Consider the following 23,528-nt stretch of genomic DNA (forward strand, 5'->3'; position numbering starts at 1 on the left):
CGCCGGGGCGTTTCCCGGCTCCCCTCACCCTCTGTGCTGTTGACATGACGTCAGCTAGGGTGCACTTCCGCGTCCGTCCTGGGGAGGTTCGGTCCATGGCACGCCGACTGAGGCCGGTGGAGCTCGACTTCACCGCATCCGCACCCGTCCGTCTGGCCTTCACGGCGACGCTGGCCGCACCACCGCCGGCCGTCTACCGGTCGGTGGCCGTGGAGGTGGGGAGCCTGCCCGCCTGGTTCACCGCCGTCACCTCCGCCGTCCCGACGGGCGACGGGGCGGGCCGGACCGTCCGGCTGCGGGGCGGGATCACGTTCGAGGAGACGATCCTCGCCTCCGAGCCCGAGGTCCGCTACGCCTACCGGGTCGACACGACGAACGCCCCCGGCGTGACGGCCATGGCCGAGGAGTGGGCCCTCTCCCCCGCCGGGAAGGGCACGCGCCTGCGCTGGACCATGGCCGTCGACGGCGCCGCCCCGTTCCGGTTCGCGGTCCTCCTCGCCCGCCCGGGCCTCGGGCTCTCCTTCCGGGACGCGGCGCGCCGCCTGGACCGGCGGCTCACTCCGGCCAGGCCCCCGTCTCCAGGAAGCGCTCGATAGCGGCGGTGTACGGGGCGATGTCGAGCCCCTGGTCCGCCAGCCACGCGTCGGAGTAGTACTTGTCGAGGTAGCGGTCGCCCGGGTCGCAGATCAGGGTGACGATGCTGCCGGTGCGCTCCTGGCGGACCATCTCGGCCACGATCTTGAAGGCGCTCCAGAGGCCGGTGCCGGTGGAGCCGCCCGCCTTGCGGCCGATCGCGGTCTCCAGGGCACGGACGGCGGCGACGCTCGCCGCGTCGGGGACCTTCATCATGCGGTCTATGGCCCCGGGGACGAAGCTCGGCTCCATCCGGGGGCGGCCGATGCCCTCGATGCGCGAGCCGCAGTCGGCCGTCGCGTCCGGGTCGCCCTGCGTCCAGCCGTCGAAGAAACAGGAGTTCTCCGGGTCCGCGACACAGATCCGGGTGTCGTGCTGCATGTAGTGGACGTAGCGGGCGATGGTCGCCGAGGTGCCGCCGGTGCCCGCGGTGGCCACGATCCAGGTGGGCTCCGGGTACCGCTCCAACGTCAGCTGCTGGTAGATGGATTCGGCGATGTTGTTGTTGCCGCGCCAGTCGGTGGCCCGCTCCGCGTAGGTGAACTGGTCCATGTAGTGGCCGCCGGTGCGCGCGGCGAGGGCGGCGGACTCCTCGTAGATCGTCCGCGAGTCGTCGACGAAGTGGCACTCCCCGCCGTGGAACTCGATGAGCCGGCACTTCTCGGGGCTGGTCGTGCGGGGCATCACGGCGATGAAGGGGACGCCGACGAGCTTCGCGAAGTACGCCTCGGAGACGGCGGTCGAACCGCTGGAGGCCTCGATGACGGGCTTGCCGGGGCGGATCCAGCCGTTGCACAGCCCGTAGAGGAAGAGGGAGCGGGCGAGCCGGTGCTTGAGGCTGCCGGTGGGGTGGGTCGACTCGTCCTTGAGGTAGAGGTCGATGCCCCACTTCTCGGGGAGCGGGAACCGCAGCAGGTGGGTGTCGGCGGAGCGGTTGGCATCGGCCTGGACCTTGCGGACGGCTTCCTTCAGCCAGGCCCGGTACGCCGGGTCGCTGCGGTCGACGTCGACGGTCGTCGGCGCGGCGGTCGCACTGTTCTCCGTGGTGCTCATCCGTCCCACTCCTTGCTCACTGCCACTGGTTCCCGCTGCCGACAATACCCCTCTCACCTGGGCAAACGTTCCCTTTGATGTTCCCATAGGCATCCCTTGTGGCAGGGCTACTGGTGCGGTCACGGGCGGCCCGGCACACTGGGAACGGCAACCGGGTGAAAGGGGCGGACCGGCATGGCGGAACCCGAGTTCAGCGCGAGGGGCGTACGGATCGCACGCTGGCCCCGTTCCCTGACGCGCGCGGGAGAGGTGCGGATCGAGGACGGCCGGCTCGCGCTGCTCACGAGCTACGGCAGCGAGATCGACAGCGCGCCGGTGAGCGCCGTCCGCGCCGGGCGGCCGTGGTTCGCGAAGGCCGACGAGGCGGTCGCGACCGTGAACGGGACCCGGTACCGACTGACCCTGCACCATGAGGGCGGCGACGGGCGAGGCGGGGGCGAGGCCGAGGAGTCAGGGCGCTTCCTCGCGGCGCTCAAGCGCGCGGCACATCGGTCCTGACCTGCCACGGATTGCCGCGAGTTGCGGGGCGGTCACCACTGGTTCACTCTGGAACCACCTCACTGAGGGTTCACCGGTGGTGACGTTACGATTCGGTCGCCACCCTGCTGTAACGCATGAGAGATCCGAATCTTCGTCTTCTTCCGGACTACTTCGGGGAGTCGCAGCCGTGATCAGCGAGCCGAGCAGGTACTACGCGGTGGAGCTCCAAGCCCTGCCGTCGCGGATCGGACAGGTCCGCAGAATTGTCTCCGCGCATCTGCGCCACTGGCATCTCGACGCCTTGATCGACCAGGCCGCGCTCGGTGTCACCGAGCTGCTGACCAATGTCCACCGGCACGCACAGCCGGACAAGCGCTGCACGGTCGAGATCGAGTTGCTTCTCGACCGTCTGACCGTGTCGGTCAGGGACCACGACCCCCGAATACCGGCGGCCGGTTCCCTTGGCGGGCTCGGCGGACCCGACGAGTGCGAGGGCCTCGCCGCCTTCGACGCGGGCGACGGGCTCGCCACCTCCGGCCGGGGCCTCGCCATCGTCGGTGCGGTCAGCGAGAGTTGGGGCATCCGCCCGTGCGGCGACGACGGGAAGGTCGTGTGGTTCACCCTCTCGGCGCCACCGTCCGTCGTCCCGTTCGAGGAGCACGCGCACGCCCTGCACGGCTCCACGACCGAGAGTCCCTACGGGGGGTACGCCCCGTTCCCCGGCGTCCCCTTCGGCACCCCGGCCGAGCCGGCCCTGGCTCCGATCTCGGCCCGCACGGCCCGGACGGTCCTCGCGGGCGGCGCGGCCCGCTCGGCCGGCACTGCACGCTCGGCCGGCACGGTCCCCGCGGGGCGAGCGGGCTGATCCCCGCGGGGCGAGTGGGTTGATCCCTGCGGGGCGAGTGGGCTGATCCCCGCGGGGCGAGTGGGCTGATCCCTGCGGGGCGAGTGGGCTGATCCCCGGCGGAGCGGGCGGGTTGATCCCGCGGGGACCTCCCCCGGTCACTCCGTCGCGATCGCCCGGAGGATCTCCAGGCGCGCCGCCCGGCGCGCCGGGCGCCAGGCCGCCACGGCTCCCGCGACGAGACCGACGAGGGCCACCGCCGCGAGGCGCACCGCGGGTACGGCGAAGGCGAGGGCGCTGTCGCCCGTCCCCTCCGACGCTCGGACGAGCACCCACCCGAGGAAGCCGCCGAGCACGAGTCCGCCGAGCGTGCCGAAGGCGGCGACGAGGACGGACTCCCAGCGGACCATGGCCCGCAGCTGGGCGCGGGTCTGTCCGACGGCCCGCAACAGGCCCAGCTCGCGGGTCCGTTCGTGGACGGCGAGGGTCAGCGTGTTCGCGATGCCGAGCAGCGCGATCAGGACCGCGAGCGCGAGGAGCGCGTAAACGAGGGTGAGCATCATGTCGATGCCGCCCGCCGAGGCCTCCGCGTACTCCTCCCGGGTCTGCACCTCCGGTTGGCCGTACCGGTCCGCGACCTCGGTCACGGCGGCCCTGCCCTCCTCGGTGGACACGCCGTCCCGGAAGGCGACGGCGACGAGCCGGTCGGCGTCCTGTGTGCGGTGCGGGGCCCAGGCATCCCGGGTGACGAGGTAGTCGCCGGCGAGGTCGGCCCGCTCGTAGACCGCCCGGACGGTGAAGGTCCGCCGGGTGCCGTCCGTGAACGTCAGCTCGGCCGTGCGGCCCGGCGCGAGGCCGACGGCGGCGGCCTCGTCGGCCGCGACGGCGAGGCCGTCCGCGCCGAGGCCGGTGAGGGAGCCCCGTACCTCCCCCAGGTCGAGGGTGCGGGCGAGCGCCGCCGGGTCGGTGACGGTCAGGGCGCGGCCCCGGCCGTCGACCTCCGCCACTCCGCGCCCCAGACCCACGGCCGTGCCGACCTCGGGGAGCGCCGCGACGGCCGGGGCGAGCCGGGGGCTGAGGCCGCTGCCGCCCGCGCCGAACGAGGGCGCGCCGATGGCCACGTCGCCCGCGAAGGAGCGGTCGACCGTGCGGTCCATGGTCGCCTTGAGGGAGGCGCCGAAGACGGTGAAGAGGGTGACGACGGCGACCCCGATCATCAGGGCGGTGGCGGTCGCCGCCGTACGCCCGGGGCTGCGCAGGGCGTTGCGGCGGGCGAGGCCGCGGTTGGCCCCGCGCAGGGGGCGGCCGAGCGCCCGTACGGCGACCGAGGCGGCCACGGGTCCGAGGACCACGAAGGCGGCGACGGCGAGGCCCGCGCCGGTCGCGGCGAGCCACGGCGACGGCGTGCCGAGCACTCCGGCCAGGACCGTGCCGGCGGCGGTGACCAGGAGTGCGCCCCCGGTCAGCGCGCGGGCGCGGGAGGTGCCCGAGCCGTCCACGTCCGTCTCGCGGAGCGCGGCGAGCGGGGCCGTGCGTCCGGCCCGTACGGCGGGGAGGAGCGCGGATCCGCCACAGACCGCGAGCCCGACGCCGAGGGGTAGTGCGAGGGAGGTGGCGGTGACGACCAGGTCGCCTTCGGGGAAGGGGAAGCCGATGGCCGGGAAGAGGGCCTGGAGCCCGGCGGCCACGCCGATCCCGGCGAGGAGTCCGGCGGCGGAGGCGAGCAGTCCCACGGCGAGCGCTTCGGCGAGGGTGCCGGTGACGACCTGACGGCGGGCGGCGCCGACGGCGCGGAGCAGGGCGTTCTCGCGGGTCCGCTGGGCGACGAGGACGGCGAAGGTGTTGTGGATGGTGAAGACGGAGACGAGCACCGCGACCCCGCTGAAGACCAGCAGGAAGGTGGTGAAGAGGTCGAGGAAGCGGCCGGAGACCATCTCGGTGTTCTCCTCGGCGGCGCGCTGCCCGGTGATCGCCTCGACCCCCTCGGGCAGGGCGGGGGCCAGTGCGGCGACCAGCTCCTCCTGGGTGACACCGGGCCCGGCGCGTACGGCGATGCTCGTCGCCTCGCCGGGGCGGGCGGTCAGGTACCGCTCGGCGTCCGCGCGCGTCAGGCCGGCCCAGGTCACCTGCCCCATGCCGTCGGCGCCGCCGAAGGTGGCGAGTCCGACGACGGTGACCCGTACGGGGTCGGGGGTGCGCAGGACGGTCGTGTCGCCGACGTCGAGGCCGGCGGCCTTCGCGGCGCCCCGGTTGACGACGGCCTCGCCCGGGGCGCGCGGGGTACGTCCTTCCGCGAGCCGGTACGGGTTCAGGGCGGCGTCCTCGATCCAGTTCCCGGCGAGGGTCGGCGGGCCCTCGCCGCCGACGGGGGTTCCGTCGGCGGCGAGGAGCTGGCCGGCGCCCTCGATCAGGGGTGCGGCGGCGGCGACTTCGGGGACCCGGGCGGCGAGGCGCTCGGCGAGGTCGGCGTCGACGGGGCCGCGGGTGCCCTGGGCCTCGCCGGCGGCCGTGACGGTGGTGGCGCTGCGGACGACGGCGTCCGTGCCGCGGGTGGCGCCCGTGAACATCGAGTCGAAGCTCGCGCGCAGGGTGTCGCCCATGACGAGGGTGCCGGTGAGGAAGGCGACCCCGAGGAGGACGGCGGCGAAGGTGCCGAGGAAGCGGCGCCGCCGGGCACGGAGGGAGGAGAGCGTGAGCCGGAGGGTGGCGGGGGTGCTCATGGCGCTCCTCCTGCGGTCGTGCCGGCAACGGGGTCGGTCGGGGTCCCCGCACCGGTCGAGGTCCCCGCACCGGTCCCGGTGCCCACGCCGGTTTCGGTGCCCACGCTGGTCCCGGTGCCCACGCCGGTCCCGGTCCCCACGCCGGTCCCGGTCCCCACGCCGGTCCCGGTCCCCACGCCGGTCCCGGTCCCCACGCCGGTCCCGGTCCCCACGCCGGTTTCGGTCCCCATGCCGGTTTCGGTCCCGGGCTCGAAGGCCTTCATGCGGTCGAGGACCCGGTCGGCGGTCGGGGCGGTCATCCGGTCGACGAGCCGCCCGTCCGCGAGGAAGATCACCTCGTCGGCGTGGGCGGCGGCGACCGGGTCGTGGGTGACCATGACGACCGTACGGCCGGTCTCGCGCACCGTACGGCCGAGCAGCCTCAGGACCTCCTCGCCGGAGCGCGAGTCGAGGTTGCCGGTGGGTTCGTCGGCGAAGACGACGTCGGGGTCGCCGACGAAGGCGCGGGCGACGGCCACCCGCTGCTGCTGTCCGCCGGAGAGTTCGCCCGGCCGGTGGTGGAGGCGGTCGCGCAGGCCGACGGTGTCGACGAGTCGGTCGAACCGGGCCCGGTCGGCGGTTCTCCCCGCGAGGTCGAGCGGGAGGGTGATGTTCTCCGCGACGGTGAGGGTCGGCAGCAGGTTGAAGGCCTGGAAGACGAAGCCGACGCGGTCGCGGCGCAGCAGTGTCAGCCGGCGGTCGTCGAGCGTGGAGAGGTCGGTGTCGCCGACGAACGCGGCGCCGGAGGTGAGGGTGTCGAGTCCGGCGGCGCAGTGCAGGAGCGTGGACTTGCCCGAGCCCGACGGACCCATGACGGCGGTGAAACGGCCGGCCGGGAAGTCGACGCTCACCACGTCGAGGGCCCTGACCTCGGTGTCGCCGCGCCCGTAGACCTTGACGGCGTCCAGGACCCGGGCGGCTGCGACGGCACTCGTGGCCGGGACGCGGGAGACGGGGGTGTGTGTGGCGGAGGTGTGCGTGGCGGGAGTCATGCCCGGCGCCCCTTGGTGGTCGCGGCGCGGCCGAACTGCTCCTCCAGGACGGTGAGCCGCCGCCAGTACTCGTCCTCGTCGATCTCCCCGGCGGCGAACCGGTGGCCGAGCAGGGCGATCGGCGAGTGCTCGTCCGGCCCGCCGTCGCGGCCGGGGCGGCCGCCTCGGCCCGGGCGCCAACCGGCGCGGCGGGCGAGGGTGACGATCCCCGCGACGGCGACGGCCCAGACGAGGGGGAAGAGGAGGACCCACGGGCCGGGGCCCGCGTGGGCGAGTGTGTTCATGGTGGTTCAGCTCCTCGGTGCGCTGTGGTGATGTCCGTGGTTCGAGACTCGCGCGGGGAGGGGGTCCGGGGCGTCGTACGGGCAGCGGCTTCGCGCGTACGACGACGGGAGTACGGCGGGAGGGCTGCGGGAGTACGGCGGGAGGCGTGACGGACCTTCCTTCTGTACCTACTGGTATGTACAGTGCGGTCATGAGCACCCCGAAGACCACCTCCGAGCGACTGGTCGAGGCGACCCGCGAGCTGCTGTGGGAGCGCGGCTACGTGGGCACCAGCCCCAAGGCCGTCCAGGAGGCGGCGGGCGCGGGCCAGGGCAGCATGTACCACCACTTCTCGGGGAAGCAGGACCTGGCGCTCGCGGCGATCCGGCGTTCGGCCGAGGAGCTGGGTGCGGCGGCCGAGGCGGTGCTGGGCGGTGGGGGTTCGGCGTACGCCCGGATCGAGGCGTACCTGCTGCGCGAGCGCGAGGTCCTGCGCGGCTGCCCGGTGGGGCGGCTGACCATGGACCCGGAGGTGATCGCCCGGCCGGAGCTCCGCGCGCCCGTGGACGAGGTGCTCGGCCGGCTGCGCGGCAGACTCGCCGAGGTCGTCCAGGAGGGCGTGGACAGCGGGGAGTTGAGCGGTTCGCTCGATGCCGGGGAGATCGCGGCGACGGTCGTGGCGACCGTGCAGGGCGGCTATGTGCTGGCTCGCGCCACGGGCTCACGAGCGCCCTTCGACAGCGCCGTACGCGGTCTGCTGACGCTGCTCGCCGCCGCCTGATCGCGTACCCGGGAGAAGCCGCCTGCTCCCGTACCCGAGAGAACCGGAGACCGTTCCGTGCACGCGATGCAGTACGAGATCACTCTGCCTGCCGACTACGACATGGGGATCATCCGCGAACGGGTCGCGACGAAGGGGCATCTGCTCGACTCCTTCCCCGGTCTCGGTCTGAAGGCCTATCTGATCCGGGAGCGGGAGGCCGGGTCGCCGGTCGACCAGTACGCGCCGTTCTATCTCTGGGCCACCGCCGAAGGCATGAACTCCTTCCTCTGGGGGCCGGGTTTCCAGGGCATCGTGAACGACTTCGGCCGGCCCGTGGTGCAGCACTGGACGGGCCTGTCGTACGAGGAGGGACCGGCGGCCGCGGCGGCTCCCCGCACCGCGACGCGCCGCAGGACGCCGCTCGGGGAGGGGGTCCCGCCCGGCGAGGCCGTGGCGGACGCGGTGGACCGGCACGCGCGGGAGGCGCGCCGGGACGGGGTGGTGGCCTCCGCCCTGGCGGTGGACCCGCGCCACTGGGAGCTGCTCTCCTTCACCCTGTGGGCGGCCACGGAAGCGCCCGCCGACGAGGGCGAGCGCTTCCAGGTGCTGCACCTGTCGGCCCCCGGTCGCGGGGAGTTGGGGGCCGGGCGGCGGTGGTGATCCGGTCGGGGGCCGGTCTCGGCCGCATCCGGTCTCGGGGCCGGTCTCGGCCGGATCCGGTCGCGGGCCGGTCTCAGCCCACGGCGACGAGGGTCAGGTACGTGATGCCGAGGACACGGCGGTAGCCGTTCAGCCAGGTCGACCGCTGCCGGTCGACGCGCTCACGGGTCTCGGCGGCGAGCGGGTGGTCGGGGTGGGCGGCGAGCCAGACCTCGGTGTCGTAGCGGTAGCCGGACTCGAACTCCTCCCACTCCTCGCTGCTCGCCGTCTCGATCCACGCGGGACGGAACCCCGCCTCGATCGCGAGGTCCACGAGGGAGCCGAGGGAGAGGTGGTCGCCGGCGTTCGCGCCGGGCCACATGCCGGCCAGCTCCTCGTCCGTAGGGGTGCGCTCCCAGAAGCCCTCGCCGAGGACGACCCGGCCGCCGGGCCGGACCAGGCGGCGCAGTTCGCGGAGGGCGGCGGCGGGGTCGTGCGGCTGGTCGGGGTCGCAGAGCGCCTGGCTCGAACCGAGACAGAGGATCGCGTCGACGGGGCCGCGGTCGGTGCCGAGCGCCGACTCCTCGACGAAGGCCACCCGTTCGGCGAGACCGCGCTCCTCGGCGAGGGCCCGGCCGCGGGCCAGGTCCTCGGCGTTGATGTCGATCCCGGTCCCCTTGGCCCCCGGGGTGTTCTCCAGGACACGCAGGAGCAACTCGCCCCAGCCGCAACCGATGTCGAGGACATCGGCCGGCTCCGCGGCGGCGAGCCGTTCGATCATGCGGGTGGCGCGGGCATCGGAGAGCGGCCCGTGGAAGGTGAGGTTGCCGAGGCGCGGGGGAAGATCGGAGTCGGAAGTGATCATGAGGCGGAACGTTACGTCGTACGGCCTCCACCGACCAGCGGTTTTCCGAAGTCCGCGTTTCCCCTTCGGCCGCGTCCGTCAGCCGTGCTCCTTAGGCGCCGGCCTCGCGGACGGCCGGGGCGATCTCGCGGCCCCAGCATGCGAGGGAGTCGATGTCCTGTGTGCCGCCGCCGGGTGAGAAGAGGACGAAGCCCGAGGCGCCGTGCTCCAGGACGGCCCCGGTGAGCTCCTCCACCCACTGGTCGACGGAGCCGCCGATCCAGCGCCCGTCCTCGTCGCGCGTGGCGGTCAGCGGCCGATCGGTGATGCGTCCCGGGAAGTTGAAGACGGTGCGGATCTCGCGCGGGTCGCGGCCCGCACCCACCGCCGCCTCGTCGACGACCGGCCGCGAGGTCCGGTACCGCTCGCTGAGCCAGTCCGCCGCGTGACCGGGGAGCCAGCCGTCGGCGACCCGGCCGGTGGCCTCAGGCGGACTCCCGGCCCAGCGCGACCAGCGGATCGTCCAGCACCGGCTGCCAGGCCAGCTCGGCCGCGCCGACCAGGCTGTTGTGGTCCAGGGTGCAGGGGAGGATCGGTACGCCGCCGCTGCGGCCCCAGAGGCTGCGGTCGGCGACGACCGCGCGGAGGCGTTCGGGGTCGGCGTCGAGGAGCTCGCGGTGGAGCCCGCCGAGGATGATCCGGTCCGGGTTGAGGATGTTCACCAGACCGGCGAGACCGAGCCCCAGCCGGTCGATCAACTCCCCCACGGCCACCCGGACGCCCGGGTCGTCCGGGCTCGTCCGCAGCAGGTCACGGGCCTGCTGGAGCAGTGAGACCTCGGGGCCGGGGTCCCGGCCCGCGACCGTGAGGAAGGCGAGCGGGTCGGTCTCGACGTCGAGGCACCCGCGGCTGCCGCAGTGGCAGGGACGCCCCTCCGGATTGACCGTCAGATGGCCGACCTCCAGGGCGAGCCCCGAGCTGCCGGTGTGCAGGCGTCCGTCGAGGACGAGCGCGCCGCCGACGCCCCGGTGGCCGGTGGCCACACAGAGGAGGTCACGGGCGCCGCGCCCCGCGCCGTGGCGGTGCTCGGCGAGGGCGGCGAGGTTGACGTCGTTCCCGGTGAAGGCCGGGCCCTCGATCCCGGCGGCCCGCACCCGCTCGGCGAAGATCTCCCGGACCGGCGCCCCGGCGGGCCAGGCGAGGTGGAGCGGGTTGAGCGCGGTGCCCTCGGGTTCGGCGACGGCGGAGGGCGCGGCGAGTCCGGCGCCGACGCAGCGGCGGCCGCTCTCCCGGAGCAGGGTGGCCCCGGCGTCGACCACGGCACCCAGGACCTGGGCGGGGTCGGCGGAGACGGTGACGCAGCCGGGGGCGGTGGCGACGATGGTGCCGCCGAGACCGACGAGGGCTGCGCGGAAGCCGTCCGCGTGCACCTGGGCGGCGAGGGCGACGGGCCCCTTCTCGTCGACGGCGAGCCGGTGGGAGGGGCGGCCCTGGGAGCCGGCGGCGGCGCCGGGGTTGGAGTCGACGCGGATGAGGCCGAGCGCCTCCAGCTCGGCGGCGACCGCGCCCGCGGTGGCCCGGGTGACGCCGAGTTCGGCGGTGAGGACGGCCCGCGTCGGAGCCCTGCCGGTGTGTACCAGTTCCAGCGCGGGGCCGAGCGCGTTGCGCCCCCTGTCCAGCCGTGTCCGGGTCGTCGTCGCCTTGCCGTTCATGGGGGCGAGTCTCCCATGATCGGGGCGCGCGCCGGACCCGGCCCCGCCCCGACTCCCCTGACCCGCACCCCCGGGCCGGTGCCGACGGGGACGATCCCGGGCCCACCACCGACCGGCCCACGAGCCCGGACCCGGCAGGTTGAAACCAGGGCCCGTCGACCCCTATCCTGAGTTTGTGCCGCTACTAAACAAAGTACGGACGGCCGCAACGGGGGGCCTCGGCGGAGACACCGCCATCCACTCCCTGTCCCGCCTCCGCTCCGCCCTGACCCTCTTCTTCGCCCTCGACGGATTCCTCTTCGCCGGCTGGGTGGTCCGCATCCCCGCCGTCAAGCAGCAGACCGGCGCCTCGGCCGGCGACCTCGGGCTCGCCCTCCTCGGTGTGTCGGCAGGCGCCGTCGTGACCATGACCCTGACCGGCCGGCTCTGCCGCCGCTACGGCAGCCACGCCGTCACCGTCGCCACCGCCGTACTGCTCTCCCTCTCGGTCGCCCTGCCGGCGCTCACCCGCTCCCCGCTCGCCCTCGGCCTCGTCCTGCTCGTCTTCGGAGCCGCGTACGGCGGGATCAACGTCGCCATGAACAGCGCGGCCGTGGATCTGGTGACCGCCCTGCGGCGCCCCGTGATGCCGAGCTTCCACGCCGCGTTCAGCCTCGGCGGCATGCTCGGCGCGGGCATCGGCGGGCTCCTCGCCGGGAGCCTGTCCCCCACCACCCACCTCCTCGGGCTCACGGTCGTGGGTCTGGCCCTGACGGCAGCCGCCGGGCCCGTGCTCCTGCGCCACCCCGCCCCCGTGGCGCCGGAGGCCCTCCCGCGCGGAGCGCACGCCGGGCCCGGTAAGCCCTCCGGCGCGGGAAGGCCTTCGGCAGCGGAAAAGCCGTCGGCGGCGGCACGCCGTACCGTCCTCGTCTTCGGCGTGATCGCGCTCTGCACGGCGTACGGCGAAGGGGCGCTGGCCGACTGGGGCGCGCTCCACCTCGAACAGGACCTGGGCGCCCATCCCGGGGTGGCGGCGGCCGGATACTCCGTCTTCGCCCTGACCATGACCGCCGGCCGGCTCTCCGGGACGCTTCTCCTGGAACGGCTCGGCCAGACCCGTACGCTCGTCGCGGGAGGGGTCACGGCCGCCGCCGGGATGCTCCTCGGCGCACTCGCCCCGACCGTCTGGGCCACCCTGCTCGGCTTCGCGGTCACGGGGCTCGGCCTCGCCAACATCTTCCCCGTCGCCGTCGCCCGCGCCGGTGCGATCGCGGGTCCCAGCGGGGTGGCGACGGCCTCCACCCTCGGTTACGGCGGCATGCTCCTCGGCCCGCCGTCCATCGGGTTCCTCGCCGACTGGTTCTCCCTGCCGGTCGCGCTCACCACGGTCGCGGTGCTCGCCGCCGGCGCCGCGGCGATGGGGTACTGGGCACGGAACGCGGGTGCTCAGCAGACGAGTTGAGTAGCCGTACTCACGCGGGCCGGAGCGTTCCGCCGCACGATGGGAGCACCCCGGGAGGCAACCGACCAGGCCCGGGGGAAGCGCTGTCGAAGCGGCGGGCGTTCCGCCGCGCACGAGGAGTCGCGATGACCAACCGGCACCCGCGGACGTTCGTCCGGCTCGCCTTCACCAACACGGCGTCGCTCGCGTATCTCTGTCTCGTCGCGGCGATCTCGGGCATCGTGGCGTACGACCTCGTCGTCACCCAGGCCTCCGGCGGCCTGGTGGGCGTCTGGCTCTTCTTTGTCACCCTGCCGACCAGCCTGGTGCTCCTCTCCCCGCTGGTCGACTCCACCTCGGCGGACCCGCTCTCGCTCTGGACGATCGGCGCCCTCCTGCTCGTGTCCGCGCTCGTCCAGTCGCTCGTCATCGGGGCGGTCCACGGCGCGATCACCGAAGTCGTACGCGAGCGGCGCCGGCGATCGGCCCCGTGAGCCCGCCGGCCGGCGCCCGCTCCTGCCAGAATCCGCCCCTTGGGCACAACCACCAGGGGATGGGGAACCATGAAGATCACGGAACACGTCGAGGCGCTGGAGACGGCCGGCCGGGCCCTCGCGGAGGCGGCTTCCGAGGCCGGACCCGACGCGGAGGTACCGACCTGCCCGGGGTGGCGGGTCCGGGACCTCCTCCGCCACACGACGATGGTGCACCGCTGGGCCACGACCTTCGTGGTCGAGGGGCACACCGAGTACCACCCGGGCGGCGGCGAACCGGCTCTCGACGGCGACGAGTTGCTGGCGTACTACCGGGAGGGGCACGCGGGCCTCGTCGCCGCCCTGCGCGCGGCACCGGAGGAGCTGGAGTGCTGGACCTTCCTCCCCGCGCCCTCGCCGCTCGCCTTCTGGGCGCGGCGGCAGGCGCACGAGACGACCGTCCACCGCGCGGACGCCGAGTCGGCGCTCGCGACCGGCCCGGGGACGGTCTCCCCGGCGCTCGCCGTCGACGGGATCGACGAACTGCTGTGCAGCTTCCACGGCCGCGACCGCAGCCGGGTGCGCACACCCGAGCCGCGGACCCTGCGGGTGCGCACCACCGACACGGGTGATGTCTGGACCGTACGCCTGTCCGAGACGGAACCGCCCCGGACGGAGCGGGGCTCCCGGGCCACGGCGGAGGACGACGACACCGGAAAGCCCGTGGACACGGAGCTGAGCGGCCCCGTCGGCCGGCTGTACCTCAGCCTCTGGAACCGGCTGCCGGCCGGCGCCGTGGAGCTCACCGGGGACGAGACTCTCGCCCGGCTGTGGCGCGAGAACTCAGGGATCACTTGGTCCTGAGGTTGGGGGCGGGGCGGTCCTGAGGCCGGGGCAGGGCGCCGAACCCTTCAGGGCTCGGCGTCCGGGATCGGGAGCCGCGTCCGGCGCGCCCGCGGTCACGAGCCGCGGACCCGGGCGTCCGGGGTCAGGAGCCGCGGACCCGGCGTCCGGGGTCAGGAGCCGCTGTTCAGCATCCGGGTCAGGACCTCGCGCTGGAGCGGCAGGACCTCGGCGTGACGCGCGAGTCCCTTCTCCGTGAGCCGCACCCGGACGCCGCGCCGGTCCTCGTGGCACATCCCCCGCAGCACCAGGCCGTCCTTCTCCAGGCGTGCGACGAGCCGGGACAGCGCACTCTGGCTGAGATGGACCCGCCCGGCGAGCTCCTGGACGCGCCAGGAGGCCGGGCCGTCCTCGGCCGCGCCCTCGGCGAGGACGTCGAGGACCTCGAAGTCGCTGGCGCCGAGCCCGTGCGGATGGAGGGCCCGGTCGAGCTCACAGGTCGTCCGGGCGTGCAGGGCGAGGACGTCACGCCACTCGTCCACGAGCGCGCGTTCGGACTTGTTCGCTGCCATGACCCGCACGTTAGCAGAAACGACCTCTTTTGTTGCACAGGAATTAAATGCGTTTGCATTCAATGCACGTGCATGTACCGTGCTGCGCATGACCTCTCCGCTCACCGCCGCACCCACGGCCGCCGCGCAGGAACGCTGGAGCCCGCGGCTCTGGGGCACCCTCCTCGTCCTCTGCGCCGCGATGTTCCTCGACGCCCTCGACGTCTCGATGGTCGGCGTCGCCCTGCCCTCGATCGCCACCGACCTCGACCTCTCCACCGCCACCCTCCAGTGGATCGTGAGCGGCTACATCCTCGGCTACGGCGGCCTGCTGCTCCTCGGCGGCCGAGCGGCCGACCTCCTCGGCCGCCGCCGGGTCTTCCTGATCGCGCTCGCCGTCTTCGCGATCGCCTCCCTGCTCGGCGGACTCGTCGACTCCGGACCGCTCCTGATCGCCAGCCGGTTCATCAAGGGCCTCAGCGCCGCCTTCACCGCCCCCGCCGGTCTGTCGATCATCACGACGACCTTCAAGGAGGGCCCGCAGCGCAACCGTGCCCTGTCGATCTACACCACCTGCGCCGCCACCGGCTTCTCCATGGGCCTGGTCCTCTCCGGTCTGCTCACCGAACTGAGCTGGCGCTGGACCATGCTGCTCCCCGCCCCGGTCGCCCTGATCGCCCTCGTCTTCGCGCTGCGCCTCATCCCGCACAGCCCCCGCGAGAACTCCTCCGGCGGCTACGACCTGCCGGGCGCCGTCACCGGCACGGCCGCGATGCTGCTGCTCGTCTTCACCGTCGTCCAGGCCCCCGAGGTCGGCTGGACCTCCGCCCGCACCCTGCTGTCGTTCCTGCTGGCCGCCGCCCTCCTCGTCACCTTCGTCCTGGTCGAACGGCGCAGCGCGAGCCCGCTCGTACGGCTCGGGGTCCTGCGTTCCGGCTCCCAGGTCCGGGCCCAGCTCGGCGCGGCGGCGTTCTTCGGCTCGTACGTGGCCTTCCAGTTCATCGTGACCCAGTACATGCAGTCGCTGCTCGGCTGGTCCGCGCTCCAGACGGCGCTCGCGTTCCTCCCGGCCGGTGCGCTCGTGGCGCTCTCCTCCACGAAGATCGGCGGGCTCGTGGACCGCTTCGGCACGCCCCGGGTGATCGCCGTGGGCTTCACACTGCTGGTCGTCGCGTACGCCCTCTTCCTGCGGATCTCCCTGACCCCGCAGTACGCGGCCGTGATCCTGCCCTCCATGCTGCTCCTCGGCGCCGCCTGCGCCCTGGTCTTCCCCTCGCTCAACATCCAGGCCACCAACGGCGTGGACGACCACGAGCAGGGCATGGTCTCCGGTCTGCTCAACACCTCGATCCAGGTCGGCGGCGCGCTCTTCCTCGCCGTGATCACCGCCGTCATCACCGCGGACGGGGACGCGTCGGCCTCCCCGCAGGCGGCCCTGGACAGCTTCCGCCCGGGTCTGGCCGTGGTCACGGTCATCGCCCTTGCCGGACTCCTGATCACGCTGCCGGGGCTCCGGAAGCGGGGGAAGGCCACCACGCCGCACGTCACCGAGTCGGTCGTGGTGGCGCGCTCCACACCCGAGAACTCCACGTCCACGGACTCCACGTCTGCGGACTCCACGTCCGCGGACTCGCCGGCGAAGGTCGCGGTCCGCGACTGAGCCCGGGTCGACTGGGCCGGGGGCTGGAGACCTACTGGGCCGGAGGCTGGGGCTGGGGGCCGGCTGGGCTGGGTGGGCTGGGGCCGGACCAGGGGCTCCGTGCGGAGCCTCAGCCCAGCCAGCCCGGCCGCACGAGTCCCGACTCGTAGGCGAGCACGACGAGTTGGGCCCGGTCCCGGGCGCCCAGCTTCACCATCGCGCGGCTCACATGGGTCTTCGCGGTGAGCGGGCTGACGACCAGTCGGCGGGCGATCTCCTCGTTCGACAGGCCGATGCCCACGAGGGCCATCACCTCCCGCTCCCGCTCGGTCAGCGCACCGAGCGCGGCGGTGGCCGCCGGGGCCTTGGAGCGGGCCGCGAACTCCTCGATCAGCCGGCGGGTGACGCCCGGGGAGAGCAGCGCGTCCCCGTGGACGACGGCCCGCACCGCCCGCAGCAGCTCCTCCGGTTCGGTGTCCTTGACGAGGAAGCCGGAGGCGCCGGCGCGGATCGCCTCGAAGACGTACTCGTCGAGTTCGAAGGTGGTCAGCATGACGACCCGTACCTCGCCGAGGTCCGGGTCGTCGGTGATGCGCCGGGTCGCCTCCAGGCCGTCGAGCCGCGGCATCCGGATGTCCATGAGGACGACGTCGGGGCGCAGCGCCCGGACCCGTTCCACCGCCTCGCCGCCGTCCGCGGCCTCCCCCACCACCTCGATGTCCGGCTGGGCGTCGAGCAGCGCACGGAACCCGGCGCGGACCAGCGACTGGTCGTCGGCGAGCAGCACACGGATCACGGGGTCTCCTCCGGACGGAGCGGGAGCACGGCGTGGACGCGGAATCCGCCGTCCGGCCGGCCGCCCGCCTCGATCGTGCCACCGAGCGCGGCGGCCCGCTCCCGCATTCCGGCAAGTCCGTTGCCGCTGCCGCCCGCCTCGGTGCCGGTGGCGGGCCCGTCGTCGTCGACGCGCAGGTCCAGGCGTCCGGGACCGTGCCCGATCTCCACCCGGGCGGTGCGGGAGCCGGAGTGGCGGACGACGTTGGTGAGAGCCTCCTGCACGATCCGGAAGGCCGCGAGGTCGGCGCCGGGCGGCAGCGCGGCGGCGGGCGGGCCGCTCGTCGTGACGGTGACGGTCAGGCCGGCGGCGCCGGCCTGCTCGACGAGTTCGGGGAGGCGGCCGAGGCCGGGTGCCGGGGCGCGGGGGGCGTCGCCGGGGGTACGGAGGGTGTCGAGGACCTGGCGCACCTCGCCCAGCGCCTCCTTGCTCGCCGCCTTGATGGTGGTCAGCGCGGAGCGGGCCTGTTCGGGGTGGGAGTCGAGCAGGGCGAGACCGACCCCCGCCTGCACGTTGATCACGGAGATCGAGTGGGCGAGCACGTCGTGGAGTTCCCTGGCGATGCGGAGCCGCTCCGCGTCGGCGCGGCGCCGCTCGGCGGCGGCCCGCTCCGCCCGCTGCTGCGCCCACTGCTCGCGCCTGACCCGTACCAGCTCGGAGGCGGCGAGCACGGCGACGGCGAAGGCCCCCGCGGGAAGCTCCTGGCCCCAGGGGGCGGGACCGTCACCCGTCGGGGGCAGCCACCGGTAGAGCCAGTGCGAGAGCAGCAGATGGCCCGCCCACAGCAGGCCGAGGGCCCACCAGGCGGCGGTCCTGTGCCCCTGGACGACGGCGGCGAAGCAGGCGACGGCGACCATGACGAAGACCGGGCCGTACGGGTAACCGGCCGCGAGGTAGCCGAGGGTGACGGCCGCGACGCCGAACACGACGGGTACGGGCCTGCGGTGACGGAACACCAGGAGCGCGGCCCCGAACAGCAGCAGGCCGCGTCCGAGGAGGTCGAGCGCCTCACGGTCGGGCTGGTTCCGCCCGGCGAAGCCGGTCCCCGCCATGACCAGTACGGCGATCACCAGCGTGGACCTCCACGGCAGCCCGCCCGTGTCCCGTTCCTCGGCCCACCACCCCCACGGCGCCCGGCCCGGCCCTTCGACACCGCGCCCGGCGGTCCGCTCCTCGTCCATACCCGCCACGCTAGCCGCGCCCGCCCCGGGAGGACGTCACCCCGGTGGGGTGGTTGCCCGTACTCCCTCCGGAGTAGGCGGCACCGAGGACGGCGCCGGGACGCGGGTGGGTCGGCGCGCCGGGCGGGGGCGTCGAGCGGGGGCGGCTCAGGCGCGCGGGAGCAGGCCCACGTCCTGGCCCAGGCGGCGGGCGGCCGTCGTGAAGAAGGCGTCGCGGTCCTCGACGACGCGGTGGAACTGGCCGAAGACCTCGAAGGAGACCAGGCCGAAGAGCTGGGACCAGGCCGCCACCAGGGCGACGCCGAGGGCCGGGGGGAGGTCCGGGGCCATGTCGGCGGTGAGGCGGACGGCCTCGGGGAGGAGGGAGTCCGGGAGCGGGGGGAGGGCGACGCCCTCGCCCCGGTGGGCCTCGCGGGCGATGTCGACGAGGACGAGTCCGACGCGGGCGGCGGGGGCGTTGGTGTCCTGGGGTGCGGTGTAGCCGGGGACGGGGGAACCGTAGATCAGGGCGTACTCGTGCGGGTGCGCGACGGCCCAGGCGCGGACGGCCCGGCAGGCGGCGGTCCAGCGGACGAGGGGACGCTCCCCGGCGGCCTCGGCGGCGGCCCTCTCGGCGGCGGCGCCCACGGCGTCGTAGGCGTCGACGATGAGGGCGGTGAGCAGGTCGTCGCGGCTGGGGAAGTACCGGTAGAGCGCGGAGGACACCATGCCCAGCTCACGGGCGACGGCGCGCAGGGACAGTTTCGCGGCGCCCTCGGCGGCGAGCTGGGTACGGGCCTCGGCCTTGATGGCAGCGGTGATCTCGATACGGGCGCGGGCGCGGGCTCCTCTGACGGTGGTCATGGAGAGCAGTGTGCCATTCGCAGAGCATCGATCCAATACGAGAGCGGTGCTCTTGCATCAGAGCACCGCTCCGTGCAGACTGGACCTGAGCGAGAGCACTGCTCACACTTTGATTCTCCGGGAGGAAACCCATGTCTGCTCAGCCCGCCACCCCCGCCGGCTCCCACGTCATCAAGCCCGGCTGGTTCACGATCAACGTCGTCAACCGCGCCGTCGCCTGGATGACCCGCCGTGGCATCAGCGTCTGGGGCTCCCGCGTCCTCGCGGTCCGCGGCCGCAAGAGCGGCGAATGGCGCCGCACCCCCGTCAACCTCCTGACGGTGGACGGCGCCCAGTACCTCGTGGCCCCGCGCGGCCACGTCCAGTGGACCCACAACATGCGCGCCGCCGGCGGCGGGCAGCTGCACCTCGGCAAGCACGCGGAGGCGTTCACCGCCGTCGAGGTCGCCGACGACGACAAGCCCCCGCTGCTCCGCGCCTACCTCAAGCGCTGGAAGGCCGAGGTCGGCGTCTTCTTCGGCGGGATCGGCCCCGACTCCTCCGAGGCGGAGCTCCGCGCCATCGCGCCGAAGCACCCCGTCTTCCGCATCACGACGACGGGCCCCGCCACCCCGGCCGTATGAACGGGCCGGGGCGGCGAGGCCCGTACGCATCGAACCCACCGCGGTACCGGTGGATCCGTCAGAACGCTGGGAGCGCCTCAGAACACATCAGAACGCGTCAGGCATCTCAGAGCGCCCCGGAAGCCTCCGAGGTCCCGGACCCGTCCCGGCCTCCCGCCTCCGACTTCGAGTTCGACTCCGACTTCGACTCAGACTTCGAGTTCGCCTCCGTGTCCGACCCTGTGCCCGGCCCCGTGTCCGCCCCCGTGCCCGACTGCGTCCCGGGCTCCGTCCGCTCCTTCGGCCCGACGCCCCGGCCCGCCGGGCCGACACCCGCCGAGCTGTCCATCCGCTTGTCCAGGATCTCCAGCGCCCGCCGGGCCATGCCGTTCGAGCGGACCATGCCGCCGAGCGTGGCCGATCCCCGCGTGATGTCCGCGAAGGCGTTCCACGCGGGCCGCAGCCCCGTGATGGTCGCGTGCAGCAGCCCCGGGCGCCGCTCGAAGAGCGCGAGCATCCGCCGCCCGACCGCCATCTCCACACCGAGCCCGGCCTTGATGGCGAACGCGTAGTTCAGGGCCTGCCGCCGGGCGTCGACCGCGTCGTTCGCCTCGGCGACCCGTACCGCCCACTCCCCCGCGAGACGTCCCGAGCGGAGCGCGTACGAGATGCCCTCGCGCGTCCACGGCTCCAGGAGCCCGGCCGCGTCGCCGCAGACGAGGACCCGGCCACGGGAGAGCGGCGAGTCGTCGGTGCGGCAGCGCGTGAGGTGCCCGGAGGAGATCGTGGGCTCGAAGCCTGCGAGGCCCAGCCGGGCGACGAAGTCCTCCATGTACCGCTTGGTGGCGGCGCCCTCGCCGCGCGCCGAGATGACGCCGACGGTCAGCGTGTCGCCCTTGGGGAAGACCCACCCGTAACTGCCGGGCATCGGACCCCAGTCGATGAGGACGCGGCCCTTCCAGTCCTCGGCCACGGACGGCGGCACCGGGATCTCCGCCTCCAGGCCCAGGTCGACCTGACCGAGCTTCACCCCCACATGCGCCCCTATGCGGCTGGCGCTGCCGTCGGCACCGACGACCGCGCGCGCGAGGACGGTCTTGCCGTCGGCGAGGACGACGGCGACGGTCCGCCGGTCCGGCACGGAGGGGCCGTGCTGCTCCACCCGGCTCACGGTGGCGCCGGTCCGCAGTTCGGCGCCCGCCTTCTGCGCGTGCTCGACGAGCTGCGCGTCGAACTCGGGGCGGTTGATGAGCCCGAAGAGCATCCGGCGCGAGCGGCGGGTGCGGGCGAAGCGGCCGTCCAGGGAGAAGGTGACGGCGTGCACCCGGTCCTGCAGGGGCAGTTCGAAGCCGGGCGGGAGCGAGTCCCGGGAGGGACCGATGATGCCGCCGCCGCAGGTCTTGTACCGGGGCAGCTCCGACTTCTCCAGGAGCAGGACCCGCCGGCCCGCGACGGCCGCCGCGTAGGCCGCGGACGCGCCGGCCGGGCCGGCGCCGACCACGACCACGTCCCAGACCTCCGCCGCCTCGTCCGCGCCGACCTCATCGGAGGCGGCGGTTCCGGGAGCCGTACCCTCAGGGTCCGCGCCCTCCTGCGCCGCGCCCTCCGGGACCGTGCTCTCCGGGACCGTGCTTTCGGGAGCCGTGTTTCGGGGAGCGGCACTCTCAGGAGCGGTGCGCTCGGAATCGGCGTTCTCGGGACCGGCGTTCTCTACCTGCTCGCTGCTCACGATGTGCTTCTGCTCCTGCATCCGACCGGTGGTCTGCTCTCGACGCATCCTACGGCGCGGTAGTCGAGACCCCGCGCCGTAGGATCTACGGTGCGTTCGCCGTACCACGACATACGACGAACGCACTCCCCACGTCGTAACGTCGCACCCACCAGGAGCGTGCCCATGACCGCGAATCCGATCGCCGAGACCGTCCGGTCCCTGATGCCCCGGGCCAAGGCCGAGCTCACGGAGCTCGTGGCCTTCGAGTCGGTGGCGGACGAGGCCGTGGCGCCCCGCAGCGAGTGCGAGGCCGCGGCGAACTGGGTCGCGGACGCGCTGCGCGCGGAGGACTTCCAGGACGTGGCGCTGCTCGACACGCCCGACGGTTCGCAGGCCGTGTACGGCATCCTGCCCGGCCCGGCCGGGGCCCCGACCGTCCTCCTCTACGCGCACTACGACGTGCAGCCGAAGCTGGACGAGTCCGCCTGGCTGACCCCGCCGTTCACGCTGACCGAGCGGGACGGCCGCTGGTACGGGCGCGGCACGGCCGACTGCAAGGGCGGGTTCGTCCTGCACCTGCTCGCGCTGCGCGCCCTCAAGGCGAACGGCGGCGTCCCGGTGACGGTCAAGGTGATCGTCGAGGGTTCGGAGGAGCAGGGCACCGGCGGTCTCGAGCGGTACGCGGAGCAGCACCCCGAGGTGCTGGCGGCCGACACGATCGTCATCGGCGACGCGGGCAACTTCCGGGTGGGTCTGCCGACGGTGACCGCGACGCTGCGCGGCATGACGATGATCCGGGTGCAGATCGACACCCTGGAGGGCAACCTGCACTCCGGTCAGTTCGGCGGTGCCGCGCCGGACGCGCTGGCCGCGCTGATCCGCGTCCTCGACTCGCTGCGCGGCCCCGACGGCTCCACCGTCATCGACGGCCTGCCCGGTGACAAGGCGTGGGAGGGCCTCCAGTACCCGGAGCAGGACTTCCGCAAGGACGCCAAGGTCCTCGCGGGCGTGGCCCTGCCGGGCGCCGGCACCGTCGCGGACCGGATCTGGGCGCGCCCGGCCGTGACCGTCGTCGGCATCGACTGCCACCCGGTGGCCGGGGCGACCCCGTCGATCCCCGCGTCGGCCCGCGCCCAGATCAGCCTGCGGGTGCCGCCCGGTCAGGACGCGGCCGAGGCGACGAAGCTGCTCTTCGCGCACATCGAGAAGCACACGCCGTGGAACGCCCGGGTGTCCATGGAGCAGGTCGGCCAGGGCCAGCCCTTCCAGGCGGACACGTCGAGCCCGGCGTACGCGTCGATGGCCGAGGCGATGAGGATCGCGTACCCCGGTCAGGAGATGCAGACGGCGGGCATGGGCGGCTCGATCCCGCTGTGCAACACACTGGCCACGCTGTACCCGGAGGCGGAGATCCTGCTCATCGGCCTGAGCGAGCCGGAGGCGCAGATCCACGCGCCCAACGAGTCGGTCTCGCCCGAGGAGCTGGAGCGGCTCTCGGTCGCCGAGGCGCACTTCCTGGTCAACTACGCCCGCTCGAAGCAGGTCTGACGGTCTGACACCGGGTCGGATTCAGCGCTCGGCGAAGCTCGCCGAGAGCGGACAGCCATATGGCGGACCTGCGCGGATGCGTAGGTTCGCCATATGGAACTCATCAGGATCACCCCTCGGCTGCACCTCCTCGACTTCTCCATCGGCCAGGCCTACCTCTGGCAGGACGAGCGGGAGCTGACGCTCATCGACGCCGGGTGGGCCGGTTCGGCGGACGCGACGACGGCGGCGATCCGGGCGGCGGGGCTCGACCCGGACCTGCTGCGCAGGATCGTGCTGACCCACTGCCACCCGGACCACGTGGGCGCGGCGCGGGAACTGGCGGACCGCCACGGCGCCGAGATCCTCGCCCACCGGCTCGACGCACCGGTGATCCGGGGCGAGGCCCCGGTCCCCGAGCCGGACCTCCTGGACTGGGAGCTCCCGCTGTACGAGCACGGCATGACCGTGCCGGAGGCGCCGCCGACCCGGGTGGACCGGGAGGTGGAGGACGGCGAGGAGCTCGGCTTCGGCGACGGCGCGGTGGTGGTCCACACCCCGGGCCACACCCCCGGTTCCCTCGCGGTCCATCTCCCGCGCCACGGCGTGCTGTTCACCGGTGACACGGTTGCGGCGGTGCAGGGCGTGACCTTCGGCGTCTTCCACGTCGACCGCGCCCTCGCCATGGACTCGATGCGCCGCCTCGCGAAGCTGGCCCCCTCGGTCCTCTGCTGCGGCCACGGCGCCCCGGTGACCTCGGACACGGCGGCCCGACTGGCCGCGGCGGTCGACTGAACGCCCCCGGCGCACACCGCCGACCGCGCCCCCCGGCCCCGCGGACCGGAGGAGACAGCCTCGTGATCATGAACCCGTCGCCCCGGGGCTTAGCCGGACGCCGGGCCCCGGACGCCGGACCCCGG

24 protein-coding genes and 1 pseudogene are annotated in these 23,528 nt (G+C 73.9%); 13 read left to right on the forward strand and 12 right to left on the reverse strand.

All coding sequences use genetic code 11. The features are described 5' to 3' along the window. Nucleotides 1-95: 95 nt before the first annotated feature. Nucleotides 96-596 carry an SRPBCC family protein gene (locus tag OG361_RS04450; protein WP_405851952.1) on the forward strand — a complete coding sequence of 167 codons (501 nt, stop codon included), beginning with the start codon at nucleotides 96-98 and terminating at the stop codon, nucleotides 594-596. On the opposite strand, the gene OG361_RS04455 is transcribed toward OG361_RS04450, so the two are convergent. Next, a complete protein-coding gene (locus OG361_RS04455; RefSeq protein ID WP_384572608.1) occupies nucleotides 556-1,686 on the reverse strand; it encodes a PLP-dependent cysteine synthase family protein in 1,131 nt (376 codons plus the stop codon). The genes OG361_RS04450 and OG361_RS04455 overlap by 41 nt on opposite strands. 174 nt (nucleotides 1,687-1,860) lie before the next feature. Here OG361_RS04455 and OG361_RS04460 point away from each other — a divergent pair, with 174 nt between their 5' ends. Together OG361_RS04460 and OG361_RS04465 are read left to right on the forward strand one after the other, a co-directional pair. Continuing rightward, nucleotides 1,861-2,184: a hypothetical protein gene (locus OG361_RS04460; protein WP_405851953.1), complete on the forward strand. Its 324-nt coding sequence runs from the start codon at nucleotides 1,861-1,863 to the stop codon at nucleotides 2,182-2,184. A 169-nt stretch (nucleotides 2,185-2,353) separates the two neighbouring features. Further along, on the forward strand, nucleotides 2,354-3,031 hold the full coding sequence (locus OG361_RS04465) for an ATP-binding protein (RefSeq protein WP_405851954.1): 678 nt from the start codon (nucleotides 2,354-2,356) through the stop codon (nucleotides 3,029-3,031). A 137-nt stretch (nucleotides 3,032-3,168) separates the two neighbouring features. Here OG361_RS04465 and OG361_RS04470 read toward each other — a convergent pair whose 3' ends face one another. From OG361_RS04470 to OG361_RS04480, 3 genes and pseudogenes are all read right to left on the reverse strand, one after another. Continuing rightward, on the reverse strand, nucleotides 3,169-5,730 hold the full coding sequence (locus tag OG361_RS04470; protein ID WP_405851955.1) for an FtsX-like permease family protein: 2,562 nt from the start codon (nucleotides 5,728-5,730) through the stop codon (nucleotides 3,169-3,171). A gap of 248 nt (nucleotides 5,731-5,978) precedes the next feature. After that, nucleotides 5,979-6,761, reverse strand: a pseudogene (locus tag OG361_RS04475) (ABC transporter ATP-binding protein); the annotation flags it as partial. Continuing rightward, on the reverse strand, nucleotides 6,758-7,045 hold the full coding sequence (locus tag OG361_RS04480; protein ID WP_384572594.1) for an SHOCT domain-containing protein: 288 nt from the start codon (nucleotides 7,043-7,045) through the stop codon (nucleotides 6,758-6,760). The gene OG361_RS04480 and the pseudogene OG361_RS04475, both read right to left, overlap by 4 nt. 176 nt (nucleotides 7,046-7,221) lie before the next feature. Between OG361_RS04480 and OG361_RS04485 the strand changes: the two genes are divergently transcribed. Continuing rightward, nucleotides 7,222-7,806: a TetR/AcrR family transcriptional regulator gene (locus tag OG361_RS04485; protein ID WP_384572591.1), complete on the forward strand. Its 585-nt coding sequence runs from the start codon at nucleotides 7,222-7,224 to the stop codon at nucleotides 7,804-7,806. Nucleotides 7,807-7,863: 57 nt separating this feature from the next. Continuing rightward, entirely contained in the window at nucleotides 7,864-8,448 is a 585-nt protein-coding gene (locus OG361_RS04490; protein WP_405851956.1) for a DUF4865 family protein, read from the forward strand. Between the two features lie 73 nt (nucleotides 8,449-8,521). Here OG361_RS04490 and OG361_RS04495 read toward each other — a convergent pair whose 3' ends face one another. The 3 genes from OG361_RS04495 to OG361_RS04505 all read right to left on the reverse strand — a co-directional run bounded on the left by OG361_RS04495 (nucleotide 8,522) and on the right by OG361_RS04505 (nucleotide 10,983). Next, nucleotides 8,522-9,292, reverse strand: coding sequence for an SAM-dependent methyltransferase (locus tag OG361_RS04495; RefSeq protein ID WP_405851957.1), 771 nt, complete (start codon nucleotides 9,290-9,292; stop codon nucleotides 8,522-8,524). 91 nt (nucleotides 9,293-9,383) lie between these two features. Beyond that, a complete protein-coding gene (locus OG361_RS04500; RefSeq protein WP_405851959.1) occupies nucleotides 9,384-9,656 on the reverse strand; it encodes a hypothetical protein in 273 nt (90 codons plus the stop codon). Nucleotides 9,657-9,756: 100 nt separating this feature from the next. Beyond that, nucleotides 9,757-10,983 (reverse strand): ROK family protein, encoded by a 1,227-nt coding sequence (locus tag OG361_RS04505; RefSeq protein WP_405851961.1) that lies wholly within the window; start codon nucleotides 10,981-10,983, stop codon nucleotides 9,757-9,759. Between the two features lie 175 nt (nucleotides 10,984-11,158). Here OG361_RS04505 and OG361_RS04510 point away from each other — a divergent pair, with 175 nt between their 5' ends. The 3 genes from OG361_RS04510 (at nucleotide 11,159) to OG361_RS04520 (ending at nucleotide 13,740) form a co-directional block, all read left to right on the forward strand. Continuing rightward, complete coding sequence (locus OG361_RS04510) at nucleotides 11,159-12,424, forward strand: MFS transporter (RefSeq protein WP_405851962.1); 1,266 nt, start codon at nucleotides 11,159-11,161, stop codon at nucleotides 12,422-12,424. A gap of 125 nt (nucleotides 12,425-12,549) precedes the next feature. Continuing rightward, nucleotides 12,550-12,897 (forward strand): SCO4225 family membrane protein, encoded by a 348-nt coding sequence (locus tag OG361_RS04515; protein WP_405851963.1) that lies wholly within the window; start codon nucleotides 12,550-12,552, stop codon nucleotides 12,895-12,897. A gap of 69 nt (nucleotides 12,898-12,966) precedes the next feature. Further along, nucleotides 12,967-13,740, forward strand: coding sequence for a maleylpyruvate isomerase family mycothiol-dependent enzyme (locus OG361_RS04520; protein WP_405851964.1), 774 nt, complete (start codon nucleotides 12,967-12,969; stop codon nucleotides 13,738-13,740). A 152-nt stretch (nucleotides 13,741-13,892) separates the two neighbouring features. Here the strand turns inward: OG361_RS04520 and OG361_RS04525 are convergent, their stop codons facing one another. Next, nucleotides 13,893-14,291: a MarR family winged helix-turn-helix transcriptional regulator gene (locus OG361_RS04525; RefSeq protein ID WP_405851965.1), complete on the reverse strand. Its 399-nt coding sequence runs from the start codon at nucleotides 14,289-14,291 to the stop codon at nucleotides 13,893-13,895. 88 nt (nucleotides 14,292-14,379) lie between these two features. On the opposite strand from OG361_RS04525, the gene OG361_RS04530 reads away from it, so the two are divergent. Beyond that, the gene (locus OG361_RS04530) at nucleotides 14,380-15,930 is read left to right on the forward strand and encodes an MFS transporter (RefSeq protein ID WP_405851967.1); all 1,551 of its coding nucleotides are present in this window, start codon (nucleotides 14,380-14,382) and stop codon (nucleotides 15,928-15,930) included. Nucleotides 15,931-16,039: 109 nt separating this feature from the next. Here the strand turns inward: OG361_RS04530 and OG361_RS04535 are convergent, their stop codons facing one another. The 3 genes from OG361_RS04535 to OG361_RS04545 form a co-directional block, all read right to left on the reverse strand. Then, nucleotides 16,040-16,705 carry a response regulator gene (locus tag OG361_RS04535; protein WP_405851968.1) on the reverse strand — a complete coding sequence of 222 codons (666 nt, stop codon included), beginning with the start codon at nucleotides 16,703-16,705 and terminating at the stop codon, nucleotides 16,040-16,042. Further along, a complete protein-coding gene (locus OG361_RS04540) occupies nucleotides 16,702-17,925 on the reverse strand; it encodes a sensor histidine kinase (RefSeq protein WP_405851969.1) in 1,224 nt (407 codons plus the stop codon). The genes OG361_RS04535 and OG361_RS04540 overlap by 4 nt, the downstream gene beginning before the upstream one ends. A gap of 147 nt (nucleotides 17,926-18,072) precedes the next feature. Further along, nucleotides 18,073-18,768, reverse strand: a complete 696-nt coding sequence (locus OG361_RS04545; RefSeq protein WP_405851970.1) for a TetR/AcrR family transcriptional regulator — start codon at nucleotides 18,766-18,768, stop codon at nucleotides 18,073-18,075. Between the two features lie 131 nt (nucleotides 18,769-18,899). Here OG361_RS04545 and OG361_RS04550 point away from each other — a divergent pair, with 131 nt between their 5' ends. Further along, the gene (locus tag OG361_RS04550) at nucleotides 18,900-19,391 is read left to right on the forward strand and encodes a nitroreductase family deazaflavin-dependent oxidoreductase (protein ID WP_405851971.1); all 492 of its coding nucleotides are present in this window, start codon (nucleotides 18,900-18,902) and stop codon (nucleotides 19,389-19,391) included. Nucleotides 19,392-19,497: 106 nt separating this feature from the next. On the opposite strand, the gene OG361_RS04555 is transcribed toward OG361_RS04550, so the two are convergent. Beyond that, a complete protein-coding gene (locus tag OG361_RS04555; RefSeq protein WP_405851972.1) occupies nucleotides 19,498-20,877 on the reverse strand; it encodes a geranylgeranyl reductase family protein in 1,380 nt (459 codons plus the stop codon). Nucleotides 20,878-20,998: 121 nt separating this feature from the next. On the opposite strand from OG361_RS04555, the gene OG361_RS04560 reads away from it, so the two are divergent. From OG361_RS04560 to OG361_RS04570, 3 genes are all read left to right on the forward strand, one after another. Beyond that, complete coding sequence (locus tag OG361_RS04560; protein ID WP_405862067.1) at nucleotides 20,999-21,181, forward strand: hypothetical protein; 183 nt, start codon at nucleotides 20,999-21,001, stop codon at nucleotides 21,179-21,181. An 83-nt stretch (nucleotides 21,182-21,264) separates the two neighbouring features. After that, nucleotides 21,265-22,629, forward strand: a complete 1,365-nt coding sequence (locus tag OG361_RS04565) for a dipeptidase (protein WP_405851973.1) — start codon at nucleotides 21,265-21,267, stop codon at nucleotides 22,627-22,629. A gap of 93 nt (nucleotides 22,630-22,722) precedes the next feature. Continuing rightward, nucleotides 22,723-23,403 carry an MBL fold metallo-hydrolase gene (locus tag OG361_RS04570; protein WP_405851974.1) on the forward strand — a complete coding sequence of 227 codons (681 nt, stop codon included), beginning with the start codon at nucleotides 22,723-22,725 and terminating at the stop codon, nucleotides 23,401-23,403. The last annotated feature ends 125 nt before the right edge of the window (nucleotides 23,404-23,528 follow it).

Origin of the sequence: Streptomyces sp. NBC_00090, assembly GCF_045160815.1 — a bacterium.
In the GTDB taxonomy this organism is placed as follows: domain Bacteria; phylum Actinomycetota; class Actinomycetes; order Streptomycetales; family Streptomycetaceae; genus Streptomyces.